The 25005-nt window shown below is 45.1% G+C and carries 25 protein-coding genes; 15 read left to right on the top strand and 10 right to left on the bottom strand.

Annotation, left to right across the window (positions count from 1 at the left end; all coding sequences use genetic code 11):
- The first annotated feature begins 55 nt into the window (after positions 1-55).
- The gene (locus tag RE469_01605; GenBank protein ID WMT44910.1) at positions 56-658 is read left to right on the top strand and encodes a LysE family transporter; all 603 of its coding nucleotides are present in this window, start codon (positions 56-58) and stop codon (positions 656-658) included.
- A gap of 107 nt (positions 659-765) precedes the next feature.
- Here RE469_01605 and RE469_01600 read toward each other — a convergent pair whose 3' ends face one another.
- Positions 766-1692 carry a 2-oxoacid:ferredoxin oxidoreductase subunit beta gene (locus RE469_01600; protein WMT44909.1) on the bottom strand — a complete coding sequence of 309 codons (927 nt, stop codon included), beginning with the start codon at positions 1690-1692 and terminating at the stop codon, positions 766-768.
- Positions 1682-3577 (bottom strand): 2-oxoacid:ferredoxin oxidoreductase subunit alpha, encoded by a 1896-nt coding sequence (locus RE469_01595; GenBank protein ID WMT44908.1) that lies wholly within the window; start codon positions 3575-3577, stop codon positions 1682-1684. The genes RE469_01600 and RE469_01595 overlap by 11 nt, the downstream gene beginning before the upstream one ends.
- Before the next feature lie 469 nt (positions 3578-4046).
- Here RE469_01595 and RE469_01590 point away from each other — a divergent pair, with 469 nt between their 5' ends.
- On the top strand, positions 4047-4340 hold the full coding sequence (locus RE469_01590) for a hypothetical protein (GenBank protein ID WMT44907.1): 294 nt from the start codon (positions 4047-4049) through the stop codon (positions 4338-4340).
- 27 nt (positions 4341-4367) lie between these two features.
- A complete protein-coding gene (locus RE469_01585; GenBank protein ID WMT44906.1) occupies positions 4368-4910 on the top strand; it encodes an AAA family ATPase in 543 nt (180 codons plus the stop codon).
- On the opposite strand, the gene purQ is transcribed toward RE469_01585, so the two are convergent.
- The 3 genes from purQ to RE469_01570 all read right to left on the bottom strand — a co-directional run bounded on the left by purQ (position 4891) and on the right by RE469_01570 (position 7484).
- Positions 4891-5682, bottom strand: a complete 792-nt coding sequence (gene purQ, locus RE469_01580) for a phosphoribosylformylglycinamidine synthase subunit PurQ (GenBank protein ID WMT44905.1) — start codon at positions 5680-5682, stop codon at positions 4891-4893. The genes RE469_01585 and purQ overlap by 20 nt on opposite strands.
- A gap of 9 nt (positions 5683-5691) precedes the next feature.
- Entirely contained in the window at positions 5692-5841 is a 150-nt protein-coding gene (locus RE469_01575; GenBank protein WMT44904.1) for a 50S ribosomal protein L40e, read from the bottom strand.
- 68 nt (positions 5842-5909) lie between these two features.
- Positions 5910-7484 (bottom strand): site-2 protease family protein, encoded by a 1575-nt coding sequence (locus RE469_01570; GenBank protein WMT44903.1) that lies wholly within the window; start codon positions 7482-7484, stop codon positions 5910-5912.
- Positions 7485-7631: 147 nt separating this feature from the next.
- Between RE469_01570 and fbp the strand changes: the two genes are divergently transcribed.
- The 8 genes from fbp (at position 7632) to RE469_01530 (ending at position 15587) form a co-directional block, all read left to right on the top strand.
- Positions 7632-8792, top strand: coding sequence for a fructose-1,6-bisphosphate aldolase/phosphatase (gene fbp / locus RE469_01565; GenBank protein ID WMT44902.1), 1161 nt, complete (start codon positions 7632-7634; stop codon positions 8790-8792).
- A 186-nt stretch (positions 8793-8978) separates the two neighbouring features.
- Positions 8979-10661, top strand: coding sequence for an SLC13 family permease (locus RE469_01560; protein WMT44901.1), 1683 nt, complete (start codon positions 8979-8981; stop codon positions 10659-10661).
- Between the two features lie 197 nt (positions 10662-10858).
- Positions 10859-11110: a hypothetical protein gene (locus RE469_01555; protein ID WMT44900.1), complete on the top strand. Its 252-nt coding sequence runs from the start codon at positions 10859-10861 to the stop codon at positions 11108-11110.
- Entirely contained in the window at positions 11107-11553 is a 447-nt protein-coding gene (locus tag RE469_01550) for a hypothetical protein (protein WMT44899.1), read from the top strand. Before RE469_01555 ends, RE469_01550 begins: the two co-directional genes overlap by 4 nt.
- On the top strand, positions 11553-13250 hold the full coding sequence (locus tag RE469_01545) for a cbb3-type cytochrome c oxidase subunit I (GenBank protein WMT44898.1): 1698 nt from the start codon (positions 11553-11555) through the stop codon (positions 13248-13250). Before RE469_01550 ends, RE469_01545 begins: the two co-directional genes overlap by 1 nt.
- Position 13251: 1 nt before the next feature.
- The gene (locus RE469_01540) at positions 13252-13809 is read left to right on the top strand and encodes a hypothetical protein (GenBank protein ID WMT44897.1); all 558 of its coding nucleotides are present in this window, start codon (positions 13252-13254) and stop codon (positions 13807-13809) included.
- An 85-nt stretch (positions 13810-13894) separates the two neighbouring features.
- A complete protein-coding gene (gene cyoE / locus RE469_01535; protein WMT44896.1) occupies positions 13895-14764 on the top strand; it encodes a heme o synthase in 870 nt (289 codons plus the stop codon).
- Between the two features lie 202 nt (positions 14765-14966).
- The gene (locus RE469_01530) at positions 14967-15587 is read left to right on the top strand and encodes a CPBP family glutamic-type intramembrane protease (GenBank protein ID WMT44895.1); all 621 of its coding nucleotides are present in this window, start codon (positions 14967-14969) and stop codon (positions 15585-15587) included.
- On the opposite strand, the gene RE469_01525 is transcribed toward RE469_01530, so the two are convergent.
- The 3 genes from RE469_01525 to RE469_01515 form a co-directional block, all read right to left on the bottom strand.
- On the bottom strand, positions 15549-15974 hold the full coding sequence (locus RE469_01525; protein WMT44894.1) for a thioesterase family protein: 426 nt from the start codon (positions 15972-15974) through the stop codon (positions 15549-15551). The genes RE469_01530 and RE469_01525 overlap by 39 nt on opposite strands.
- Positions 15964-16404 carry a hypothetical protein gene (locus RE469_01520; GenBank protein WMT44893.1) on the bottom strand — a complete coding sequence of 147 codons (441 nt, stop codon included), beginning with the start codon at positions 16402-16404 and terminating at the stop codon, positions 15964-15966. Before RE469_01520 ends, RE469_01525 begins: the two co-directional genes overlap by 11 nt.
- Before the next feature lie 94 nt (positions 16405-16498).
- Positions 16499-16963, bottom strand: coding sequence for a carbon monoxide dehydrogenase subunit G (locus RE469_01515; protein ID WMT44892.1), 465 nt, complete (start codon positions 16961-16963; stop codon positions 16499-16501).
- 230 nt (positions 16964-17193) lie between these two features.
- Between RE469_01515 and rqcH the strand changes: the two genes are divergently transcribed.
- Positions 17194-19026 (top strand): ribosome rescue protein RqcH, encoded by a 1833-nt coding sequence (rqcH, locus tag RE469_01510; protein ID WMT44891.1) that lies wholly within the window; start codon positions 17194-17196, stop codon positions 19024-19026.
- Here the strand turns inward: rqcH and RE469_01505 are convergent.
- Positions 19023-19949, bottom strand: a complete 927-nt coding sequence (locus RE469_01505) for a bifunctional phosphoglucose/phosphomannose isomerase (GenBank protein WMT44890.1) — start codon at positions 19947-19949, stop codon at positions 19023-19025. The genes rqcH and RE469_01505 overlap by 4 nt on opposite strands.
- 213 nt (positions 19950-20162) lie before the next feature.
- Complete coding sequence (locus tag RE469_01500; protein ID WMT44889.1) at positions 20163-20936, bottom strand: hypothetical protein; 774 nt, start codon at positions 20934-20936, stop codon at positions 20163-20165.
- Between the two features lie 176 nt (positions 20937-21112).
- Between RE469_01500 and tuf the strand changes: the two genes are divergently transcribed.
- The 3 genes from tuf to RE469_01485 all read left to right on the top strand — a co-directional run bounded on the left by tuf (position 21113) and on the right by RE469_01485 (position 24989).
- Positions 21113-22387: a translation elongation factor EF-1 subunit alpha gene (gene tuf, locus RE469_01495; GenBank protein WMT44888.1), complete on the top strand. Its 1275-nt coding sequence runs from the start codon at positions 21113-21115 to the stop codon at positions 22385-22387.
- A 10-nt stretch (positions 22388-22397) separates the two neighbouring features.
- Positions 22398-22712, top strand: a complete 315-nt coding sequence (gene rpsJ, locus RE469_01490) for a 30S ribosomal protein S10 (GenBank protein WMT44887.1) — start codon at positions 22398-22400, stop codon at positions 22710-22712.
- Between the two features lie 72 nt (positions 22713-22784).
- On the top strand, positions 22785-24989 hold the full coding sequence (locus RE469_01485; GenBank protein ID WMT44886.1) for an elongation factor EF-2: 2205 nt from the start codon (positions 22785-22787) through the stop codon (positions 24987-24989).
- Positions 24990-25005: the final 16 nt, after the last annotated feature.

Below are 25005 nucleotides of genomic sequence, written 5' to 3'. Positions count from 1 at the left end.
CCACAATGGTCCATGAATTTATTTATTATTGTGTTGTCATAAGGTCATAATTTTCATGTTGTATTTTCCGGTGCTTGCGGGGATAGGTATACTTCTGGGGATATCTCTTGCTGGCCCGCCGGGTCCCATAACCGCCATTCTGGTGCAGAGGTCCCTGAAATCAGTTTTCAGGGGCATGGCTGTTGGGTTCGGTGCCATGACTGCAGATTTCATTCTAATGATCATAATTACTGTATTTGGCAGTGTCCTGGACCTTAAATCCTATGACAGGTACATCTACATACTTGGGGCTATATTCTTCCTTTATCTCGCATTCAGGATAGCAGCTGCTGACGATGCATCACAACAATCCGGTAAGGCAGGATCAGGTTATCTTGCCGGATTGACCATCGGATTGGTGAACCCAATGCAGATAGCCTGGTGGCTCACTGCAGGGCTCAGTGTCCTGCAGAAGTTCGGGATCATAACCATCATATTCCTGTTTGTTGGTATCGTAATCTGGATATTTTTCCTGTCTGAACTTGTAAACAGGGCTTCTCTCAAATATGAACGGGAGGTTGTACTTGGTGTCAGAATATTCAGCATATCTGCACTTGCAATCTTCGGGATACTGTTTCTGTTGCTTGGAATCACGGCCATGCTGCATGTGATGCTGTGATATTCACTGGGCCAAAAATCAAGTACATGTTAAGTAGCGTGGAAAAGATGTTTTCATTCAGAATTTGAGGGAGAAAATTAAAAATTTAAAAAAAAGGGTAAGGATGTTCAGATCAACTTTTCAGCGAAAGTACCGTATGGGTCCACTGGCGTGTAGCCATCCTTTCCCGTTACTATCTGCTGGGAAGGCGGATAGTCCAGGTAGTTCGGTACAAACTCGTTGAGTCTCTTGGTAAAGCTGGGCACTGCCCTGTTATCGTAGAAAACTCCTGTTGGGATACGGTCTCCCCACTCCATTCCCTTTGTGTATGCTTTCTGGAACTTCTCTTCTGCGGTGTTCTCGTTTCCGGGAGTGATGACCGGATCCCAGCTCTTGTCTTCCTCTTCCAGCTTGTAAACTCTCTGCCTGTACCATTCCATTGTGTTGACATTGTTGTATGTTGGGCATGGCTGAAGAACATCAATAACGGCAGAGCCGTCATGCATCACAGCCATCTTTATGAGATCCTTGAGCTGCTTCATGTCAAAGCTGAATCCCCTAGCTACAAAGGAATAGCCGGATGAAAGAGCCAGGGTGATTGGATTCACCTTGCCGAATACATTGGGTCTTGCCAGGCTCTTGGTCTGCTCGCCAAGCTGCATTGTTGGCGCTGCCTGGCCTTTGGTGAGACCGTAAACCTCGTTGTCATAGATTATAAGTGTTAACCCAGTGTTCCGTCTCCCTTCGGCCACGAAATGGCCAGCTCCGATTCCCAGCATGTCTCCATCACCGCTGGGCACTATTACCTTCAGGTTGGGATTGGCCAGTTTAACTCCAGTGGCAAATGGTATTGATCTGCCATGAAGCGTGTGGACTCCACCCATGTTCAGGTAATGTGGTGTCTTTCCGGAACATCCTATGCCTGATATGGCAACAACATCATTTCCATTCAAGTTCAGTTCAGACAGTGCCTGGGAAATTGATGTGAGTATTCCGAAGTCCCCACAGCCAGGGCACCAATCCACAGTTACGTCGTTCTTAAAATTATGCGCCATTCTGTAACACCTCTATTTCATTTTTGCTCTTGCCGGAATAGATATCCTTAGCAGCTTTCAGTATCTCATCCTCAGTCATATGCCTGCCGTTGTACTTTAGAATTGATTTCTCAATGCTGATTCCGGTATTCAGTTTTATTACCATTGCAGCCTGTGCCAGCATGTTGCTCTCCACGTCTATTACAAGCTTGGCCTTTCCAAGGACCTTCTTCACAAATTCAGACGGAAACGGCATGAACATCTTCAGATAAAGCAGGTTGGCGCTGATTCCTTCTTGCTTCAGGTCTTCCATTACATCCAGGATGGGACCCTTCTGGCTGCCCCACGTGACGAATGTTATATCTGCCTTGTCCGGACCGTAGAGCACAGCCTGGTCATTTGCTGGGATTTCCTGAAGTGCGGTCTCCAGCTTCTTGAATCTCTTCCTCATCTGGGAATCCCTCATTTCCGTATCCTCAGTTACATGACCGAGTTCGTCGTGTTCATCGCCAGTCATCCAGAATATGTCCTTTCCCAGAATTCCCATTTCTGATATTCCGGTTTCAGTCTTGAGGCTGTACCTGTGGAAATCCTGTGATGGGACAGTCTTGAGTGTCTGGGGTACCTGAACCCTCTTGAGGTCAATGTCAGGAACCATATCCGTTGAGTTTGCGAGATTCTTGTCAATAAGGTGTATTACGGGCAACTGGTATCTCTGTGCATAATTGAGGGCCTTCATTGCATCGTAAATGCACTCTTCAACATCTCCGGATGAGATGACGATTCTCGGAAATTCTCCGTGACCTGTGTTCAGTGCAAACAGAAGGTCAGACTGGCCATTTCTTGTGGGAAGTCCAGTACTGGGTCCGCCTCTCTGGTAAAGCGTAACCACAAGTGGAACCTCATCCATTCCAGCAAAACCTATGCCTTCAGCCATCAGTGAAAACCCTGGGCCACTGGTTGCTGTGGAGGTTCTTGCACCTGTTAATGCTGCGCCCTGGGCCATGGTAACAGCTGATATTTCATCCTCAGTCTGAACAACGACGACCCCGCCTCTTTTCAGCCGATTTTTCTCAGCTTCTACGAATGAGTATTCCTCATGCTCCTCCAGTATGGTGCTCTCATCACTTGCGGGAGTTATTGGGTAATAGGTCTGCAATCTCAGGCCGCCCATCAGTTTGCCTATGGCTGAACCGTCATTCCCTGTTATGAGGAATCTCTGCTTCTTCTGCAAAGTCTTGAGAGGCTTACCTGCCAAACCATTCTCATTGGCATATCTGTATGCGGCTTCCACGACCCTTACGTTTTCAGCCACTACTTTTTCCTTATTTGAAAAGACCTGCTTTATTGCTTCTACTGTGAATTTTTGATCCAACCCGGCTATTGAAAGTGTCACAGCCGATCCGAGCGTGTTGAAGTATCTTGCAGCAGGACCCTCAGCGTTGGCAGAAGCCACTACATCGTTAAATGGAATTGCCATGGGAATGCCTCCTCTGCTTTTCATGTAATCTACTGCACCCTTAACGGTGTTTGGGAACTTTGCCGCGTCCAGAGTTTCCTTGATTCTTCTGGCTGTGTCGCGCATGATCATCCTGGCCTGTGCCAGATCAGAGCTTTCGAAGCTCCGGTCATAAATTATCTTGGTACCGGGTCCAACATCCTCGAGATGCTCAAAAATAGTGTCGGCATCAAGAGCTACGATGATATCCACGGGATACTTAAGAGATCTTGGGCGATCTTCCTTCACCCTGAGATGGTTGTAACTGTGCCTTCCCTTTATGTTTGAGTGGTACTCCCTTACGCCAAATACATTATAACCAGCTTCCGCAAAGGCCCTGTTGATCATGTTGGATGAAGTATCTATACCTCCACCCTGGGGGCCTCCAATTGCTACATTTAAATCCATTGGACTTTCGCCTTTCGGATGGAGATTATAAACGAATTAAAATATTTTATCTGGCGAACCTGTCATATATTTGTTAGAATGCATAATACTGATTGTTTCATGAACGGTGCATTGAACGTGAATTCTGTTCTTTTTAATTTTCAGGACATTTTCACACTTTTGGATTCAGACTCTGAAAAAACTTCCGAACTTATGGGTTCAATGTGGTTCAAGAATCCAAATCCAGCTTGTGGGAATCAGATGTCAGGCATGTGGGCATTTAAGTGGGACCCGGACGATTTGAAAAGTTCAAATTTGCTCTTTTGGATGACATTTTCCTGTTTGCTGAATTTATAAATTCTGCTCTGTGGAGTATTTCATGAACATTTCACCGCGCCTTTACTTGATTTCCCGCCAACATTTTCAATCAAGATAACACACAGCGATATCCTGCAAATTCATTTATTGTACTGTTTAATATGGGTTCGAAATGATTGCACTCTACATTCTGCAAAAGGCCAATAAAGGCGTATTTGATCAGATCGCTTCCGATGATATTCTTGGAAGGCAGACACTTAACCTGAAAGAAGCCGCCAACTACATTCCAAACGCTTCCGATCTTATTCTATATTACGAGGGATCGGATGATGGCAGGAAGAGACTTGAGCAGCTCTTCGGAAATTATCTGCAGAGAATGGCAGCCAAAACAGAAGAAGACGTAATAAAGCAGATCAAGGAAGAAGATTCACGGGCCGAGGATGGCATGGGTTTCCTCTTCGGATAAATTCCCACTATTAGTGGAGCATTTTCTATGATAATTTTGACCGGAATGCCGGGTTCGGGAAAGGACGAATTCGTAAAGGTTGCAAGAGAGCTGGGTTATTCTGATGTTCACATGGGCGAGACTGTAAAGGAATATGCCAAGGAGGCAGGGGTACCCATGATAGACAGCGAGATAGGCCAGTTTGCCAGTGCCGAGAGGAAGTCGCACGGAATGGATATATGGGCTAAGAGAACAGCTGAGCGTATTAACGATCCCGAGAAGACAATTGTTGACGGGCTCAGGAATATAGAAGAGCTTGATTTTTTTAAAAGGCATTACGATTCCGTGATAGTTGTTGCAATTTACGCTAATAGGCAGGAACGTTTGAACAGAATATTGAAAAGAAATAGAATTGACGATGTCAGGAGCGAAAATGAACTGGAGATGAGGGATGGAAGGGAGCTCACGTGGGGCATAGGACGCACAATTTCACTTGCAGATCATATGATAGTCAATGATGGCACTCTGGAGCAATTTCACAATAAAGTCAGGGTTTTTCTCTCTTCGCTGGTCAGCAGTCATTCCTCATAATGTAATCCCTGACTGCAGTGAAGAATTTCTGTCCAACTGCCGAGTTTCCATAGGTTTCCTGATCCACTTTTCTGTAGTAATAAAAGAGTCTCTCAGGATGCGGCATCATTCCAATAACATTCCCGTGGCTATTGGAAATTGCTGCCACTGAAGATACGGAGCCATTTGGATTCCACGGGTATCCGTCCAGGGTTCCATCCGCAGTTGAGTACCTGAATAGAATCTGTCCGTTTTCTTCCAGTTTCGCAAGATTTCTTTCCGGTTCCATTATCCTGATTTTACCTTCAGCATGGGCAACCGGTATAAGATGATGTGAGCCAACTTCAAGGGATGAAGCCAAAATGGGATTACGGGTTTCAACCCGTATATAGGTATACCTGCATTCGTATCTGTTGGAATCATTTGGGGCAAGCACTATCTCCCTAGACTGCCCCTGAGACCATCCAGGCAGGAATCCCATCTCAGTCAGTACCTGGAAACCATTACATATTCCTATTACTGGCTTACCGTCATCAACAAATCCTGAAATATCCCTCAGAGCCGCATCCTCAAGCCTTCGTGCAAATATCACTCCCGCCCTTATGTAGTCACCCGCAGAGAAACCGCCGGGAAGAAAAATAGCAGAAAAATCCTCAAGGCTCACTGATTTTCTCTTGAGCTCATTAATGTGAATATAATGTGGTTCCAGGCCTACTCTGCTGAATGACTGGAAGGCTTCATATTCATTGTTTGTCCCTTCCATTCTGATTATGGCTACCTTTCTTGCAGCCACGGAAGACGTTTACTGTCCTCCCCTTCTCTCCTTAGCCTTCATCCTGAGGCCGGTATAACCGCACTTTCTGCACCTTGTGGCATTGGGTGAATTCCTTGCGTCACATCTCATGCAGATCTTCTTGTTTAATCTTCTTTCAACAGCTTCTGGAAATGCCATATTTATCAAACCGTGTACTTAGCAATTGCTAATGTTGGCTTAAATTGTTATTGAGTATAATAAGGTACTCATACTATTCTTGGCACTATGATTTCCCATAGGAAGAGAAATAGCACTAGAAATCCCACAAAGGTCGTTATCTTCCTCACGTTTGCGTCACTCCGCAGAAACTTCAGCCTTTCCTTTTTACCGGCAATGTAAAGCGTATCCCTGAAGAACTGCCCGCCATCAAAGACAAAAAGCGGAAGCGCATTTGTTATGGCAAGCAGAAGGTCCCACCAGAAAAGCCAGTAAAACACATTGACAACGCCCCAGAAGACAAGAGGACTGAAAGGTGTTGTGAAGAGGGATGCAAGAGAACTTGGAACAGGATAAAGATAAGCAAATGGTAGGGATATGAATTCAAGTATCCCGTTCCATGGTACCGTAAATACCTGGCTTCCCGACAGAATTGTCTGCATTCCTGAAAGAGTCAGCCCGCCAATCCCCAGATAGCCCAGGGTAATACCCACAAAACTCTTGTTCATGTATGATTGCGAGTTGGAAGAAGGATCGTATTTGCTGTAGTAGTAATAGAGGGAAGTTGTTGTGATTGCATAGGTTTTAATTGTATAGGTATGGGTGGTGGTGTTGTATATATCAACACTCATATTCACCTTGCTCCCAGGTGTAACACCATCAAGGTAACTGGACAGGACAGAATCGTTGTATGCCACATTTCCATCTACTGAAAGAATTATGGAACCCACAGGAACAGAAGCATTGTATGCAGGAAGTCCCTCAATAACGGATGCAATAACAATTCCTGCTGGAACAGAAACTTTGGATAAGGTACCACCCTTGCTAATTTCTGCAGTATAATTATGGCCGGGGATCAGCACGGAATCCATAGTCATGTTCACAAGTGCGTTTCCGGAATAATTGACAGTGCTGTTACCATAGGATATCAATTCAGTGCCAGTTGGAATAAAGGCAGCGGCAGCCGACCCGCCGGTGGTTGATTCAACGTACAGCCCCTGGTGTGTTGGAGTAACGGCAGGGAACAGCAGGAAAGTAACAATGATCAGGGAGATAATTGCTATGACTATGTTAATTCCAGGTCCTGCAGCTATCACTCTCCTCCTGATCACGGGGTCTGCAGACGTTATTTCTTTCTCGTCAGGTTCTACAAATGCCCCAAGTGGTATGATAAAAAACAGTGCACCAACTGAACTGAGCTTTATCCCCTGCCTTCTTGCAACCACGCCGTGGAATATTTCATGGATTGCCACGGCAGCTATAATTGTAACGACACCGTATGAAATTGGTATGGCGGGATTAATACCCGGCAACCCGATTAGCAGGCTGAGTGATGGGGCGTTAGAGGGTTTAATGCTGAGAGAGAGAATTGACCCATAGACCAGGAGTATAACTGCGAATATTGAACTAATAATGACTAGAACTACGGAAATTTTTCCAAACAATATGCCGGGAAACCTCTTTGCGATTCGGTCGATGATATTCCTGTTTTTTGTGGACTTTACCATGAGGGCAGGACCCAGAAGGCCGAAGTGTTTGGATCCGCTTATTCTGGGGGCAAGATACATTATTGCCATTGTCCATAGAATAACCAGAAGAAACACTATGTAGAGCCAGTTGATCATTTAACAACCCAATTGAAACTGATCTATTTAGTCTTGTCAATTGTATCGCAAATAATGCCGATGTAGTATTGTATAATTTTTAACGAATGACGATGTCATTTTCGCGCTATCAAAATATTAAAATAGTGACTTTCGGCTTATAGTAACATGAAAGTAACAATATCGCACATAAAAGCAGACATAGGAAGCTTACCTGGGCACACCACAGTTTTTGAGCCGGTCGTCAAGGAGGTTGAGAATTATGTAAAGGAAAAGGGAGCCTCCCTTCTGAGTGATTTTTACATATCCCATGTTGGCGACGATATACAGATAACCATGATACACAATGGTGGAATAGACAATCCTGAGGTGCATGAGCTCGCCTGGAATGCCTTCAAGGCCGGGACTGTCGTTGCAAAGAATTATGGGTTGTATGGCGCCGGGCAGGATCTCCTGAAAGATTCATTTTCTGGCAACATCAAGGGAATGGGCCCCGGGATTGCGGAAATGGAAATTACACCAAGAACATCTGAGCCATTTATTGTTTACATGATGGATAAAACCGAGCCAGGAGCATTTAATTACCCTATTTTCAAGATGTTCGCCGATCCGTTCAATACGCCAGGTCTCGTAATTGACAACAACATGCATGACGGATTCACCTTTGAAATATGGGATATTATTGAAGCAAAACGGATTTTTCTTTCCGCCCCGGAACATATGTACGATATTCTTGGAATGATAGGTTCCAAGGGGAGATATGTTATCAAGAGAGTTTTCACCAAGCCGAATCACGAAAAGTTGCCGGATGAAAATGTTGCAGTGATAACAACGGACAAGTTATCTTTCATAGCAGGCGAGTACGTGGGTAAGGATGATCCGGCAGGCATAGTGAGGATACAATCGGGTCTTCCCGCTTCAGGCGAATCTCTCGAAGCTTTCTCGCACCCATATCTGGTTTCCGGATGGATGAGGGGCTCTTTCAATGGCCCTCTTATGCCAGTTGGCATGAAGTATGCAAAGATGACCAGATTTGATGGCCCACCAAGGGTTGTCTCCCTGGGTTTTGTCCTTAAGAATGGAAAGCTTTCAGGTCCTGTTGACATGTTTGACGATCCGGCATTCGATGGAGCAAGGAGAACTGCAGTTGACGTTGTTGATTACCTGAGGCGCATGGGTCCATTTGAGCCACACAGACTTCCAGAGGAGGATATGGAATACACTTCCCTTCCAAGAGTTCTGGAAAAATTCAAAGGCCAGTTTGAGACCATCGAGAGCGGAATTAAGAAGAGGAAGGAGACGAAAGTTTCTACCAGGGAAATGGATTAATCCCCAACAACACCTTCTTTTATACATTTTTAAGTATCGCATGAAGTTAGGGGGCGTCCAGAATCGGGAGAAGCCGTGTGGCAGGCTTTATACACCCCTACGGCTGAGACAATTTGTGCCCAATTAAAATTATATGAACTTCCAATAGTCTTAATAGTTTTCCTGGGTTTTACTTAGGAATTTCCGATGCTGTCTTTCAACCTAACAGTGGTACTCACAGTCTTTGTTATCTCAATAGTACTTCTGATATCAAACAGGGTAAGATACGACCTCATAGGTATAGGTTCGGTCTTTGTCCTGATGGCATTTGGAATTACGAAGCTCTCAACCGTAACTGCAGAAATAGGGAGCCTACCGGTTCTTCTTCTGGGCATCGTGATGATTGTGAGCAAAACAGTCTCAGATTCCGGAATTATCGACAAATTTGCGGAGGTTGTTTCAAAGAAGATAAAGAATGAATATGTACTCCTATTTGCCCTGTTTCTCATGGTCGGTTTATTTTCCGGCTTCCTCAGCGACGTGGCCCTAACATTGATGATGGTACCCCTCAGTTATTACCTTTCGGATAAGCTTAAGAAATCACCTTCTAAGTATCTCATGCCGTTTGCTTATATCGCAGTTCTTGGCGGCAGGTACACGGTTGCAAGTACATCATCAAATGTTGTGCTTTATGATCTGTGGTATTCCAAAACCGGCCAGTTTCTGAGTTTTTTCCAGTTTTCTAATCCGGGTATTTTCATAGTCCTGGCAGGGATTCCCGTTGCAATACTCATATCATTTCTTCTCCCAAACAGAACGAAGAAAATTACAAGCATAGATGAATTCAAGACGGGCGAATATCTTACTGAAGTTCAGGTTCAGAAAGAAAGCGAGGTAATAGGCAAATCCATAGATGACTTCGAGAAGACATATGGCATCAGGGTTGTGGCAATATATCCAGGAAGAATAAGCTGGCGGCAACGGACAATATTCGGTGGAGATGTGCTTCTGGTAAGGCTTAAACCAGAATCCCTGACAACATTATCGGGCATCAAAGGTCTCAAGATGACAATTCCAAATACAGCCTCTGAAAATCTCTCAATAAGGGAGGTTTTTGTCATGCCGGAATCGCGCCTGGTTGGCCAGCAACTGAGTCAGATCAGGGAAGCGGGAAGATATAACATATCGGTTGTGGGTATCTCGGCCTATGGGAAAAAGATATTTGGAAGGTTCAGGACCATAAGCGTGGAGGTAGGCGATGTTTTGATGCTTTCCGGTTCTGATGAGGACATTGCGTCATTCATAACGGACAATTCACTGGGCCCTCTTTCCGAGAGAGAAATGCGTGTATTCAATCCCAGCAGAGGCATCATCGCAATAGGCTCCCTTGGGTTTGCTGTTGTTCTGGCATCGTTCGGAGTTAACCTGATCATAGCATTCGGCTCCGCTCTCCTCATAATGCTGATTACCAGAACATTGAACTTCAAGTCCATGTACAAAAGCGTGCAGTGGCCCATACTCATATTTGTCGGTACTTACCTGATTCTTGGGGCTGCAATAATATCTACAGGGCTGTCCGTTTATATTGCTGGCATTATTCTTGGATCTCCTCTCATACTTTTTGTCGTCACAGTGATTCTTGCCAATACAATAGGAAATGTTGGATCAGCCGTCATAATGGGCCCTGTGGCAATGGGTTTCCCGGATCCGCTTAAGGCAATTGTTGTGGTGGCAATGGCTGCGTCCTGCACATTTATCACCCCGTTCGGGAACCAGTCCAACCTGATTGTTCAGGCGGCGGGTTCCTATACAGCAAAAGATTATGCGCTGTATGGCTCGATGATTACGGCTATAGCATTGGTCATCACTCTATTATATGCCTATCTGTAGTCCGTCATAGTCCTGCAGAAGGCTGGCAGTTCTACGCGGTTTTAAATGGATTTACTGATTTCAGAGCAATGTGGTCAGGTATATAAGAACATTCGTGCGCGAAAATAATCATATAAATTGATTTATCAATTATTATAAAACTATCTGCAACAAAGGTGTTGAAAAACCTTTAAATAAATTGGTAAAATAGAGCTCACATGGATGAAAAAGGTCGGCTCATAGTGACCTTTTTGGTAATAGGTATAATAGTGGGCTTTGCTGCGTATTATCTGCTCAGTTATCTTCTTTCAACTTATCTGTACACAGGATACCCAGCAATCGGTGCTGTTTCAGAAATATCATATATCTTAGGGGTGGGAATCGCATCGGCCGCATTCTCCATTATTCTTTTGATGTATCCTGTGTATAAATATGGGGACAGGAGCTCCGATGGAGATGATTTTAGATGAACAGAAGACAGGTTGAATACCTTTTTACGGCGGTGGTGTTAATTGTGCTTATTGCGTCAGCGCTGGTGAATCTTGGTTATGTGCTTGGGCATACACAGAACATACCGCAACCAGCCGACAATAAGACTGTGCCTGCAAATTCCACAGTGATACAGGTGCTGGGCTACCAGTGGGCATGGCAGTTTACGTACTCAAACAATACCACAAGCACCGACACCCTTTATGTTACTGTAGGTCACGAATACACGCTTCAGGTAAGGTCAAAAGATGTAATTCACGATCTTCTTATCCCGTCTCTTGGAGTTCAGGTGTATGCAGTTCCAGATCATCCTAATCAGGTAAGCTTCGAGCCAGAAAAAACAGGAAAATACATATTTGAATGTGTTGAGTACTGTGGTGAGGATCATTACCTGATGAGAGGCTATATGGTGGTGAGTCCATAATGTCAACAGAGACTCTTCTCATCGTGGCCGGCATTCTCGTTTCGCTGGTATTCATAGCATCATTCTATGTTTACTATCTCTATTCCACCAGGGCAGAATTACTCTCTCACGTTGCAGAGGACGAAGGGTATTCTGACAGGGATGCATATGTGAGAGACTCGCTTTATGGGAAGCCACGTCCTCTGTCATGGTCCATTCTATTTTATGATGATGCTAAATCCATAGGTCTCAGATACATATTCACCGGACTGCTTTTCATGTTTGTTGGGGGTGCCTTTGGCGTCCTAATGAGGGTTAGCCTGACAGATCCAAACCCCACTATACTGACCCCTACAATATATAATATTCTGCTCACACAGCATGCTACCCTTATGATCTACATGTTTGCCATTGGGATGGCCATGGGATTTGCATACTACATCCTGCCGTCCAGGTTAAGGCTGAAGAGAGACAACATGGGACACCTATCATCTGTAGCGTACTGGATGTGGGTTCTTGGGGGCTCACTTTTCGTTTTATCCAAATCAAGCATGAGATGGTATATGTACCCGCCATTATCATTGCAACTTACACCACTGGGAGCAGGATCTTATAACTGGCTAGCGGTCATAGCAATGGAACTTGTGTTCATGGGTATGGTGATGGCAAGCGTCATAGTGCTGAAAATCATATTCATTGACCGGGCCGATGACATTCCGCTTTCAAGGATGCCTGTATATGCGTGGGCAGTTGTGTTCACTCTCATAATGCTTGTCTCCTCTGCTCCCCCTCTGATGGTTGGACTGGGGATGCTGTTCTACGACTTCTTCAATCCAATATTCTTCGTAACAGCAACAAGCACTCCGCTGTCATTCGCCGTATTATTCTGGTTCTGGGGCCATCCCATCGTTTACATAGCAGTAATTCCGTTCTTCGGATTGATGTATGATATTATCACCAGATTTACCGAAACTAAGGTTTACAGCTATTTCTCAGCCATTCTTTCTCTTGGCCTTCTTCTTATCCTCAGTGAACTGGTATGGGGGCATCATCTCCTCAACTCTGGGCTGGGCGTTGACTGGGTCATATTCTTTACCACCATGTCATTTATCGTGGTAATACCGTCCGCCCTGACAATATTCAATATGATTGCCACTCTGTGGACGGCCAAGAAGATCAGGCTCACGACCCCCATGCTATTCGTAATAAACGCAATATTCGATTTCATAATCGGAGGAGTGATGGGCGTAATGCTCGCTGATGATCCCATCAACCAGGCAGTGCACGGTACATACTTTGTAACAGGGCATTTTCACTTCATATTTGTTGGATTGACACTTGGCGTTTCCATGGCCACATTCTATCTTCTGTTCCCAACATTCAGCAACGGAAGAGTATACGATGAGAGGCTCGCCCGGTGGCACTTCTACATCACAGCTGTGGGGTCATTTTTGATGTCGTTCTCATGGGCAGTAGGCGGTTTTCTTGGCATGCCAAGAGCAGTTGCCGGTTATTTCGCCATATTCCAGCCATACCAGGATAGTGCAATACTGGGAGGTGTCATAATTGGAATAGGTCAACTTGTATTCCTGTACAATATTGCTTCCAGCTGGTCCAAGCAGCCAGTAACCGATCCCTATAATATTCTGGAATACAGGACGGAGACAAATCAGGCACTGACATCAGAATCAAATCAAATAGTGGGAGGAGGAAAGTAAGTTGACTGCGAGAAACGGAGGAGTTGCATTTACAATAATAGTTGTGCTGGTTATTTCCATGGCTTTTGGATATATATTGACCTCTGGATCATCATCCAACCTTATTCCCCCAACAAATGCTGTTACAAAACATGTGGGGAATATAACCATGTGGGCAGATGCTGGCGGCTGGGAACTAAAGCAGGGACCTGCCGCAACAAGCTATGATCCATCTGCAACCAATTTGATAAACCAGATATTCTATTTCAATGAGAGTACTCTGGTTTACATTAATCTCACGGAGGCAGACGGAGCGCCACATACGTTCACAATAGCTTACGACGGGGCCAATACATCATCTTTGTATTCCAGCATAACCACAGGTATATATCAGAACCCAACAAAGTACGAGAGTTCAAATTCTTACACCATTGTAACAATCTCTGAGCTTACGCAGAATGTTGGGCATTTTGTTTCAAAAACATATCCCTTTGAGAAGCCAGGAATATATACCTACTGGTGCACTGTGCATCCGACTTCAATGTACGGATTGATAATTATAAATGGGGCATCATCATAATTTTTTTTATTTCTTGCGATGAATTTAGAAAACGACTTAATCCAGGAAGGTATTACCGTGAATATAGGATGTGGTGAGGAGTCTTTTGAACTTTAGGGAGTTCTTTAAAATCACGAAGATGGAGATCACATTTCTTGTTGACCTCGTTGCGGTTGCAGCATTCTTCTCAGACCTGGCATTCTCATCGCATTATATAATGATAATACCTCTTCTGATAGCCGGCAGCCTTGCCTCAATGTCGGCTGCTGTGTTCAACAATCTTTATGATATGGATATAGATAGGGAGATGAAGAGAACCAGGTACCGCGAGAACATTGTTAATTCCCGGACATACACATCAACGTTCGTCTATGGTTCAGTTATGCTGATCGTTGCTCTTGCTGTTGCCACACTGGTTATAAACCCTCTTACGTCTGTTTTCATATTCCTGGGATTCCTCAGCTATGTCCTACTGTATACAATTGTATTGAAAAGAAGGACAACCTGGAATATTGTGATAGGAGGCATTGCAGGGAGTTTCCCCGCCCTTGCCGGATGGGCAGCAGTATCCAATGATGTTTCAGCAACAGCGCTGTTTATTGCATTCCTGGTTTTCCTATGGACGCCCACTCATTTCTGGGCCCTCGCCACCAATAACTCTGAGGACTACAGGCAGGCGGGCATTCCCATGCTGCCTGCTATGGTGGGAGTCAAGAAGGGGAGCAGATGGATTCTGATTAATTCAATAATTCTGGTGGCGTATTCTTTGATTCCAGTATGGGTCAGGCAAATTCACGTTGGCATACTTTACTTTGTACTTGCTGCAGTAATGGGTGGAATGATTCTATACTATGTGATTCGGCCGATGGTTCATAATTACTCACTTCCGGAGTTCAGGAAAGCGTTTCATTTCTCAAACTATTATCTTATGCTGCTGCTGATTGCAATTTGCCTGGTAAGCATAGTTCATCTTTAGGCAGGATGCTGGTGAATCCTGCATATGCAGATTTATTCTTCAGAACGCACCATGGGGATACCATAATCATCGATTCGAATTGTGAAAATTCTAAGTGACATTTTTAGGTAATGAGGGAATGCGATATTCATAAGGATCAACGAAGCGCATCAACCACGTTAACTGGAAATCTGATGAAAAAACCTATTGGGCGGCTACAGAGATGGACGGCAGGAAATGGTCTGAACTTACGGTATTCACGGTGGGCGAGTTTATCATCATCGCACTGTTTTTCTTTCTTTCAAAGGGGCCCCTGGTATTTTACCTGTATATGGGTCTTTCTCCACTGATTTTCGTGCTCCTGTGCCTCTATCTTAGGGATGTGAGGTCAGCAGTCAGGAAAATGCTCATGTCAAGAGATCTGGTTATATTCGCATCAGTTTTTTTCATTTGGCTGTACCTTTATTCAGTTTCCAGAAACGGACCGCTTTTCGTTGTGGAGACAGCATACTTTCCGGCTTTTCTGGAAGAATTCAATTTCAGATTTATTATTGTTGTATTCCTGAAGAGGTACATCGGCGAAGGAAGAGCAGTAGTCCTTCAGTCGCTGTTATATTCAGTGGCATACAGCAATTATCTGGTATTCTCTCCAACGGGATACCCTGGATTTTATCTGGAACTCTTCATTATAGATAATATAGCAATGGCCTGCATATATGGGGCTATCTACTATTTGAGGAAGAACATATACATCGATATCTCCATTCACATGAGCCTTTATCTGATGGACGTGTTTCTTCCCGCTTCAATGGGATGGATTGCCTATATTTCCACTCCCGTCTGAATAGGTATTTCTGATGGCCTCTGGAACTGGAACAGGCCTTCTGTTTCTGTCAATGAATACAGCTGTAACTTTTGCGACGGAATATGTTTCTTCACTGGACTCGGCAACTATCCTCTGCAGGAATCTGACACTGGTCCTCCCCATGGATTCGATTGATGTTTCAAGAGTAATGGCATCGTCCAGCATAATGGACTTCTTGAAATCAATCTCAATTCGTGCCAGTACGATGTTGGGCATCATAGGGTCATACTCCGGAAGATTCTCCCTCAGAAATTTCATCCTGCCCATCTCCAGATATGATAGATAAGCAGCATTGTTTACGTGGCCAAGAGGGTCAAGGTCTCCGTATCTTACCTGGATTTCAGTGAAAACGTTCTTAGAAGGCATTTTTCTCGAATTTGATAATGGCATTAAAAACTTGGGACTTAAGTTCCAGCAGGGGATTGATTGCAGAGGACCTTACGTTTACCATTTCAGATCCGGATATGAGATCGTGATATGATATTGCCTGAGATCTCAGTGCCCAGTTCAGCTCTGCTGATGATATAATCAGCACTGGAATCTCCAAAAGGTGGAGTTTCCTGCCAACATCACTCCTGAATTCAGGGTTTATCAGCACAACACGGTGGAATGTTTGCTTTTCTGTCTGCATCTGAATCAAGTCAGGGGAGATTTGTCTGTCGGCTATGGCCACCAGTCTGGATGATTCATTGCTCTGCCTCAAATCCGGTGCATTACCGGGATTCCACAGTGGAGTGAACTCCGGGAATTCGGTTCTTCCATAGGGCAGGAGCTCCGTCGAAATCTTCTTCTTCACATGGTCTTCAACAGGCTGGGAGAAAAAAATAAAAAAATTACTATTTCCCTGCTGAACTGCTGTGTTGAGATTTTTGTCCGAGCCTCCGTCAGCATCAGTTCGGTTCAAGTGCTTCCTTTATCCCTTTGAACATCTGGTTGATGATCTTTTCAGCCTGTCCAGTAATAAGCCGCTGTCCCATGGATCCGATCTTTCCACCTACGTTTGCCTGAGCAGTCCACAACATAGTGCTTTTTCCATTATTCTCGGTAAGATGCATATCTGCCGTTATGTCCACAGTGCCGCTTTTGCCGGCACCCACGCCTGCCAGCTTAGCGTGTGAAGGAGGCTCGCTTTCCAGCACAGTGAATTTTATGTTGAAATCCTCCTTTATGAAAGCTATACCGACCTTAACCAGCACAGTGAACTCAGTATATGAAATCTTTTCCATCTTCTTCAGTCCTGGAATGCAGGAGGCCAGTTTTTCAGGGTCCATGACAAAGCGGTATATGTTGTCCATGGACGTGTTCAGCTCAAATGTTCCATTGAAATCCATAGTTTCCTCATTTTTTGATTTCAACAGTGCTTAAATACTTGACTGTATGAATGCACGCAGCAGAGGTCCGTCTGAATTTTCCACCTGATCAACACTCTAAATGAGTTATGCTCATGTGTTGGGTATAACAATATCATGTGCCATCAACCTCCTGTGACAGGTACTATCCGCAAACATTTGTCCTGCTGAAGTTTAGAAACAATGACAGTGTTACTCCTGGAATCATATATTACCAATAATGCAATCCGGATTAAATGAATCCAAAGCCATCTTCACTGGACTTCTATGCTTTCTTGAAAAGATATTCCTTCAGAATTGAGGGGTCATTCATTAAAAAGGTATACCAGTCCGGCACCAGTGATTTCGTACTTCAGCTCTACGGGTCGGAAACTGGAAAAAATTACCTCATGATATCCCTGTCCAAAGGCATAATATTCTACGATGGAGAGAGGCCTGATGAAGCCACACCACTTTCAATGCTCCTCAGAAAAATTCTTTCAGAGAGGCGCATAATCAAGGTAGAGCAGATCAATTTTGACCGGGTTGTGAAGCTCACTCTCCATACAGGCCAGGAAATTATCCTTGAAATGTTCAGGGACGGGAACCTCATTGTGACGAATGAGGGGAAGATTGAATTTGCAACTGAGCAGAGAGAATGGAAAAACCGAAAAATCCTGAGGGGAGAAAAATACGTCCCTCCATCACTTGTGGATCCACTTCATATGGGGGAAACTGAAATACGCTCCGTTCTGGAAAGCAGCAAGGCTTCTGCGGTGCAAACCCTGGCAACCAGAATGAACCTGGGTGGTGACATCGCTGAAGAATTGCTCTACCGGATCAACATTGATAAGGTCCTTCCGTCCAGAGAAATTTCCGGTGAATCCAAAAGGATCCGGGATGAATTTTCATCCATCCTTGCGGAGGCGGAACTGGGAAAAGGGTATTTTTTTGAGAAGCAGAATCTGCTTTCACCCATTGAAATGAAACATCTGCAGATACTGCCAACAACAATCTACAGCGATCTGAACGATGGCATGGTGGATTTCATTAAGAACCACTTCCCCAAGGAGAGCGATGAGGATCATCTTTCCAGGCGCCTGGAATCAATGAAGAAAAGCATCGAGGAATTCAAAATCAAGAGATCCAGATACACAGAGGCGGGGAAAGCCATAATGGCAGATGTTTCCAGGATAGACGGAATCATACGCCAGATGTCACGGTCGTTCTCATCTTCCGGAAAGATCGATAAGGGACAGATCTATTCAGGATTCAGGGTGAAGTCATTCGATCCCGCCAAGCGAATTGTGACCTTGGAAGCCTCAGGCCAGGAGTTCGAGCTCAACCTTGACAGAACAGCAGGACAGAATGCCAGCGACTATTTTGCCAGATCAAAGGAATTTAAGAGCAAAATTGAGGGCGCCATGAAGGCCATAGAGGATACAGACAGGGCGGTTATGAAACAGGCCCAGCCTGTGAAGAAGGCAAGGAGACGGGAATGGTTTGAAACTTACCACTGGTTTGTTTCGTCGGAGGGTTTTCTGGTCATTGCCGGAAGGGATGCAAAGAGCAATGAAAAAATAGTCAAGAGGCACCTGAAGGACCACGACATATACGTGCACGCTGAGGTATACGGGGCACCCAGTACGGTTATCAAGGTAGAGGGGGAGAACCAGCCAGGTGATAGCACACTTCGCGAAGCTTGCAACTTCTCTGTAGCGTTCTCTAGGGCATGGTCTGCTGGCCTTTCATCAGGCACCGCTTACTGGGTATTGCCATCCCAGGTAAGTAAAACGCCAGAATCAGGAGAGTTTGTCACAACAGGATCATGGATTGTCAGAGGGAAGAGGAATTATTACTTCGATCTGCCAATGGACCTTTACATATCAATGTATGAATCACGTGGAACAATGATACCCATGATCCATCCTACTTTTCCAGAAGGCAAAAATGGTGACAGGAATGTGCACATCGTACCGGGAGACATGAAGAGGCAGCAGGTTGCCGGAGAGATTGCAAAGAGGCTCGGCATCGAGAAAGAAGAAATAGAGGGGATACTTCCACCTGGCGGCTCCCGGGTGGTGGATTAACGGCTCAACTTCTTCTTCAGCTCCTCAATCAGTGATACGTCTGTTGGATCAACATTCAAAAGTTTTGCTAGGTGATATGTGAGGTAATCTCCCTTGTGTATCAAGCCAAACAGCGTGTCAAGCAGATATTTGCCCCTGACATCCACCCTGTGGAAAGGAGTGGAAGTGAGAGACGATGTCCATTTGATTCTCTCCTCTATTCTCATATTTTCCGGGTGCCCAATAACGATGAATTTGAACTCATCTTTTCTGTATGTGCCGCGGTATGGCATTGTCTCGTTGTGATTCAACTCTGGAAAATAATTGCTGAAGGCAAGTATTTTGGAGTTTTCATTGAACTGTGTCTTCCAGCGGTATGCTACCCACTTGAATGGAGAAAAGCCCAGTATTACAGGAATAAGTTTGCCGGACCATATTTCACGGGCCAGAGATTCCATGTCGCTGTTGTCCTCATCAATGGCGCCTATCATTGCAGCGGCTGCATCCCTTTCCTGGCTTGATGGCTTAAGAAAGGTATTCAAAAGTGGCATCAACATGTACCCCAGCGCAGATCTTGGCTGAATACCGCCCGGGATCAGAACCTTATTATCAACGCTGGCCCCTATCTTACCGCCTGAGGTTATCGCCACGACTTTGCATCCCTTCTCCCGGGCCATTTTAAGTGTGGAAAGGGTTTCCTCCGTGTTGCCTGAGTAGCTGATTGCAATGAAAAGAGTCTTTTCATCCGCAAAGGATGGGATACCATAATCTGAAACAACCGTTACGGGTTTTCTGTCATATAGTTCCGAAAAGATATTTCCAACAATTCCAGATCCACCCATGCCGGATATTATTATTTTATCAACGCCGGATGTATCAACGTTAATTTCTTCCTCCGACTGCACCTGTTTCTTCAGTGTTTTCAGCTCATCTGAGAAGTTCATGGAGCAGAATGATTTGATCTTATATATTTAGTCCGGAAGAATATGCTCTACCATAAAAATTAAGATGATATGGCTATCAGAATGGATTTGACACAACAGCGTAGCCGAAAATGGCGGTTACCAGGGCGCATATGACAAGTATGGCTATGATCTTATGATCCGTCGTCATATGATAGTAATCCACGAAAAGTATAAATTTATTCCTCATGAATTTCAGGCGGAATGGGCAAGCAGCATCCCGAAATAATGTTCAACATAGCTGAAGTCGTATACAAGTGAGATCCTGCTGGCTTCAATGAAACCTTTCAGTATCATCATATTCCAGAAGCTGTCTGGTTTTGCTTCATCTATCATCTTATCGGTAATTTTTGACAGGCTTGAGAAATCGTTTGACTTTATTGCACTGACAACAATGCTCTCGTATTCTGCTGCACTTTCCGAAAATCCATACGGTCCGTCACGTGCATGCGTGTGAGCCTGATCCGCACTGAAAATTACTGATACACCATAATCGCGGTCTGATACCGCTGAATAAATGGCCTTGCCGAATCTCATAAGCTTCTCCCTGTCCCGCACCCTTGGCTGTCCTATGAGCACAACCCTCTCGGGCTTGAAGAACGATAACGGTATCAACGTCCCAAAGTCAAGTGGAAATTCTGATTTAGGGCCGGAAGAAGTGATGAATGATACTGACCTGGTAAATCCCGGTATGGATCCGGCTATCTCAGTGGCCAGAGAAATATCATTCCTGAACCTTCTTCGAACTCTTTTTCTTCCGAATACCTGATCACCTTTGGAGTACTCAGTTGTAACAACCCCAACAGAATCCGAGATCCTTATGCCATGGGGGCTGAGAATAACAACGGTTTCAGAGCCATCACTTCTTGACAGGCTCCTGATCATATCCTGCATCTTCCTGGAATCCTGGTCTGGAACATCTATAAGCTCGTCCCCGTGCGGGATAACATACACATTAGATAAGGTCACAGGAAAACATTACAAAGAATAATAAAATCATATCTGGACTATCCACAAAAGCATATAAACGGTTTTGAAAAAGTCTATATATTGTCCTGACTATTCCGGTTAAGTCTTTAAGGACACACTAGATATGAGTCCTTATATGCGCGGATAGAATCTGATAGAAGATTAGGTGAAAATAAATGGCAACGCAGAAACCACACATAAACTTGGTAACCATCGGACACGTAGATCATGGAAAGTCAACGCTTGTAGGCAGGCTTCTCTTTGAGCATGGGGAGATTCCGTCTCATATTATTGAGGAATACAGAAAGCAGGCCGAAGAGAAGGGCAAGGCAACATTTGAGTTTGCATGGGTCATGGACAGGTACAAGGAAGAGAGGGAGAGAGGGGTCACAATAGATCTTTCCCACAGGAAATTCGAGACTGACAAGTACTATTTCACGCTCATTGATGCTCCTGGACACAGAGACTTCGTAAAAAACATGATAACTGGAACCAGCCAGGCTGATGCAGCCATGCTGGTAGTATCAGCAAGAGAGGGCGAGGGCGTAATGGCTCAGACCAGGGAGCACGCTTTCCTTGCCAGAACACTTGGTGTTCAGCAGCTTATCATTCTCATAAACAAGATGGATGCAGTGCAGCCTCCTTACAATCAGCAGAGATATGAAGAAGTTAAGAAGGAGGTTGAAAAACTTCTTGGTTCCATAGGTTACAAGAATGTTCCGATCATCCCGATCAGCGGATACAAGGGCGACAACATCGTCAAGAAATCAGAAAATCTTAAATGGTACAACGGCCCAACGCTCCTGGAAGCACTGGATGCGCTGAAGCCCCCGGAAAAACCCACAAACAAGCCACTCAGGCTCCCCATACAGGATGTTTATTCAATCACCGGTATCGGCACGGTTCCTGTTGGCAGGGTTGAAACCGGAATAGTTAAGATTGGAGACAAGGTCATATTCGAACCCGCAGACAAGCAGGGAGAAGTCAAGTCAATTGAAATGCACCATGAAACAATGCAACAGGCCGAACCTGGAGACAACATTGGATTCAACGTAAGGGGCATTGCAAAGAATGACATCAAGAGGGGCGACGTATGCGGTCCAGTGAGCTCCCCGCCAACAGTGGTGAAAGGTTTCACTGCCCAGGTCGTCGTGCTTAACCATCCAAGTGTTATTGCAAATGGATACAAGCCTGTGTTCCATGTTCACACCACACAGATAGCATGCAGATTTGACGAGATAGTGAAGACACTGAATCCAAAGGATGGAACAACGCTTAAGGATCACCCTGACTTCATAAAAACCGGGGACATAGCAATCGTTAAAATTGTTCCGGATCGTCCCTTCGTAATAGAAAAAGTCTCAGACATCCCGCAGCTTGGAAGATTTGCCATAAGGGACATGGGGCAAACTGTGGCTGCAGGGCAGTGCATTGAGGTTGAAGTAAAGTAAGGTGAACTCCATGGCATCCTATAAGGCTAGAATTTCCCTTAGTGGAACTGAGCACAAGATTGTTGATGTTGTCTGCAATGAGATCAAGGGAATAGCCACCAGGACAGGAGTCGAGGTTCATGGGCCAGTCCCCCTTCCCACAAAGAGGCTTGTAGTTCCTGTCAGGAAAAGTCCTGACGGAGAAGGCTCTCCAACATGGGACAGATGGGAGATGAGGATTCACAAGCGTCTCATAGACGTGGACGCTGATGAGAGAACCCTGAGACAGCTCATGAGAATTCCTATCCCGGATGGGGTTCAGATCGAAATTCAGATAAAATCGTAACTAAACTCTTTTTAAAACCGTTAAATAATGCTTTCTTATTACCGAAATATCATTTAGCAAAGTTGGTGAAATATGGGACGAAAGGAAGACAACATTGCAAAGGCAATGAAATTAATCGAAAGACCGGAAAGAATCAGGAATATGGGTATTGCTGCCCATATTGATCATGGCAAGACAACACTCAGCGATAACCTGATTGCTGGAGCCGGCATGATGAGCGAGGATCTGGCAGGGAAACAGCTGATGCTGGACTATGATGAGCAGGAGCAGGCCAGAGGAATCACCATAAATGCTGCAACAGCTTCAATGGTTCATACCTATGGCTCTGAGGAGTACCTCATTAACCTTATTGACACACCCGGACACGTTGACTTTGGGGGGGATGTGACCAGGGCCATGAGAGCTGTTGATGGCGCTATCATAGTTGTGGATTCTGTTGAGGGCGTAATGCCACAGACTGAAACCGTGATTAGGCAGGCCCTGAAGGAGAAAGTAAAGCCAGTCCTGTTCATTAACAAAGTTGATCGACTCATAAATGAGCTGAAACTGAACGGGGACGAGATGCAAAAACGTTTCCTCAAGATCATCACGGATGTCAACAAACTCCTGGCAAAATATGGGCCAGAAGAGTTCAAACAATCCTGGCAGGTTAACGTTCAGGACGGTAGAGTCGCATTTGGTTCCGCTTATAACAACTGGGCCATCTCAGTTCCAGCCATGGCGAAATACAAGATGTCTTTCAAGGACATTGCCGAAATGGTCCGTGACGGGAAACAGAAAGAACTTGCAAAGAAAGTGCAGCTTCACGAGATTATTCTTGATATGGTTATAAAGCACCTGCCTAATCCGCTGGTTGCGCAGAAATACAGGATTCCGCAGATATGGAAAGGCGACATAAATTCCGAAATCGGAAAGGCCATGTCTGTCTGTGACCACACAGGACCTGTAAGCATGATGGTAACAAAGATTATTGTCGATCCCCATGCAGGTGAAATTGCCGTGGGCCGATTGTTCAGTGGTACGCTCAGGAAGGGCAGCGAACTGTACATATCTGGGATGTCCAACAACAAATACAAGGTTCAGCTTCTATCAATGATGGTGGGTCCAGACAGGATCTCAGTGGATGAAATGGCTGCTGGCAATATTGCTGCAGTGGTAGGCCTTAAGGCTGCAGTGGCAGGATCGACCGTTTCCTCCCTTCCAAACATGGATCCCTTCGAACCGATGGTTCATTATTCCGAGCCTGTGGTTACGTTGGCAATTGAAGCAAAGCATACTGCAGATCTTCCAAAACTGATAGAGGTGCTCAGAAGTGTTTCAAAGGCCGATCCGTCAATTCAGGTTGATATCAACCAGGAAACCGGGGAACACCTTATTTCAGGAATGGGTGAACTCCATCTGGAAGTCACCTTATACAGGATAAGAAATGACTACAAGGTTGACGTGACCACATCCGATCCTCTTGTGGTGTACAGGGAAACAGTTGATCACAAAGGTGGGCCTTTCGAGGGGAAGTCTCCCAATAAGCATAACAGGTTCTACTTTGAAGTGGAACCACTCCCAGAGGCAATTGTGGATCTCATCAAGGATGGTACTATCCCGCAGGGGGCGAAATTCAAGGATAAGAAGGCCCTTATGGAACTGCTAGAGAAGAATGGTCTTACGAGGGAAGAATCAAGAGGTCTGGTTGCAGTTGACGGTGACAATCTTCTGCTGGATGTAACAAAGGGAATCCAGTATCTCGATGAAACAATGGAACTGCTCATAGAGGCATTCGGTGAAGTCATGGCTAAGGGTCCGCTTGCCTCTGAAAAGGTATATGGAATAAAGGCCAGGCTTGTGGACGCAAAACTTCACGAGGACAGCATACACAGGGGACCGGCCCAGGTCATTCCTGCAGGCAGGAACTCAATATATGGAGCAATGACACAGGCAAAGAGAATACTCCTTGAACCTGTCCAGAGAGTTTACATAAGTGTACCGCAGGAAGTTATGGGGTCAGTCACGAACGAAATTCAGCAGAGAAGGGGCGTTGTTGATGAGATGACGCAGGAAGGGGACGAAATAGTCATAGTTGCCAAGGTGCCTGTGGCAGGTATGTTCGGTTTTGCGTCAGCCATAAGGAGCGCAACCGGTGGCAAGGTGCTCTGGAACTCAGAAAACCATGGCTACCAGCGTGTTCCTCCAGAACTTCAGAAGGATGTTGTTGCCAAGATAAGAGAACGTAAGGGTCTCAAGCCGGAACCTTACGACGAAGCTTATTACGCTTCTCTCTAAACATCCATTTTTTTAT

The organism is Cuniculiplasma divulgatum (assembly GCA_031200235.1).
In the GTDB taxonomy this organism is placed as follows: domain Archaea; phylum Thermoplasmatota; class Thermoplasmata; order Thermoplasmatales; family Thermoplasmataceae; genus UBA509.
Note: the sequence above shows the minus strand (reverse complement) of the source record. Positions and strands in the feature narration are given on the sequence as shown.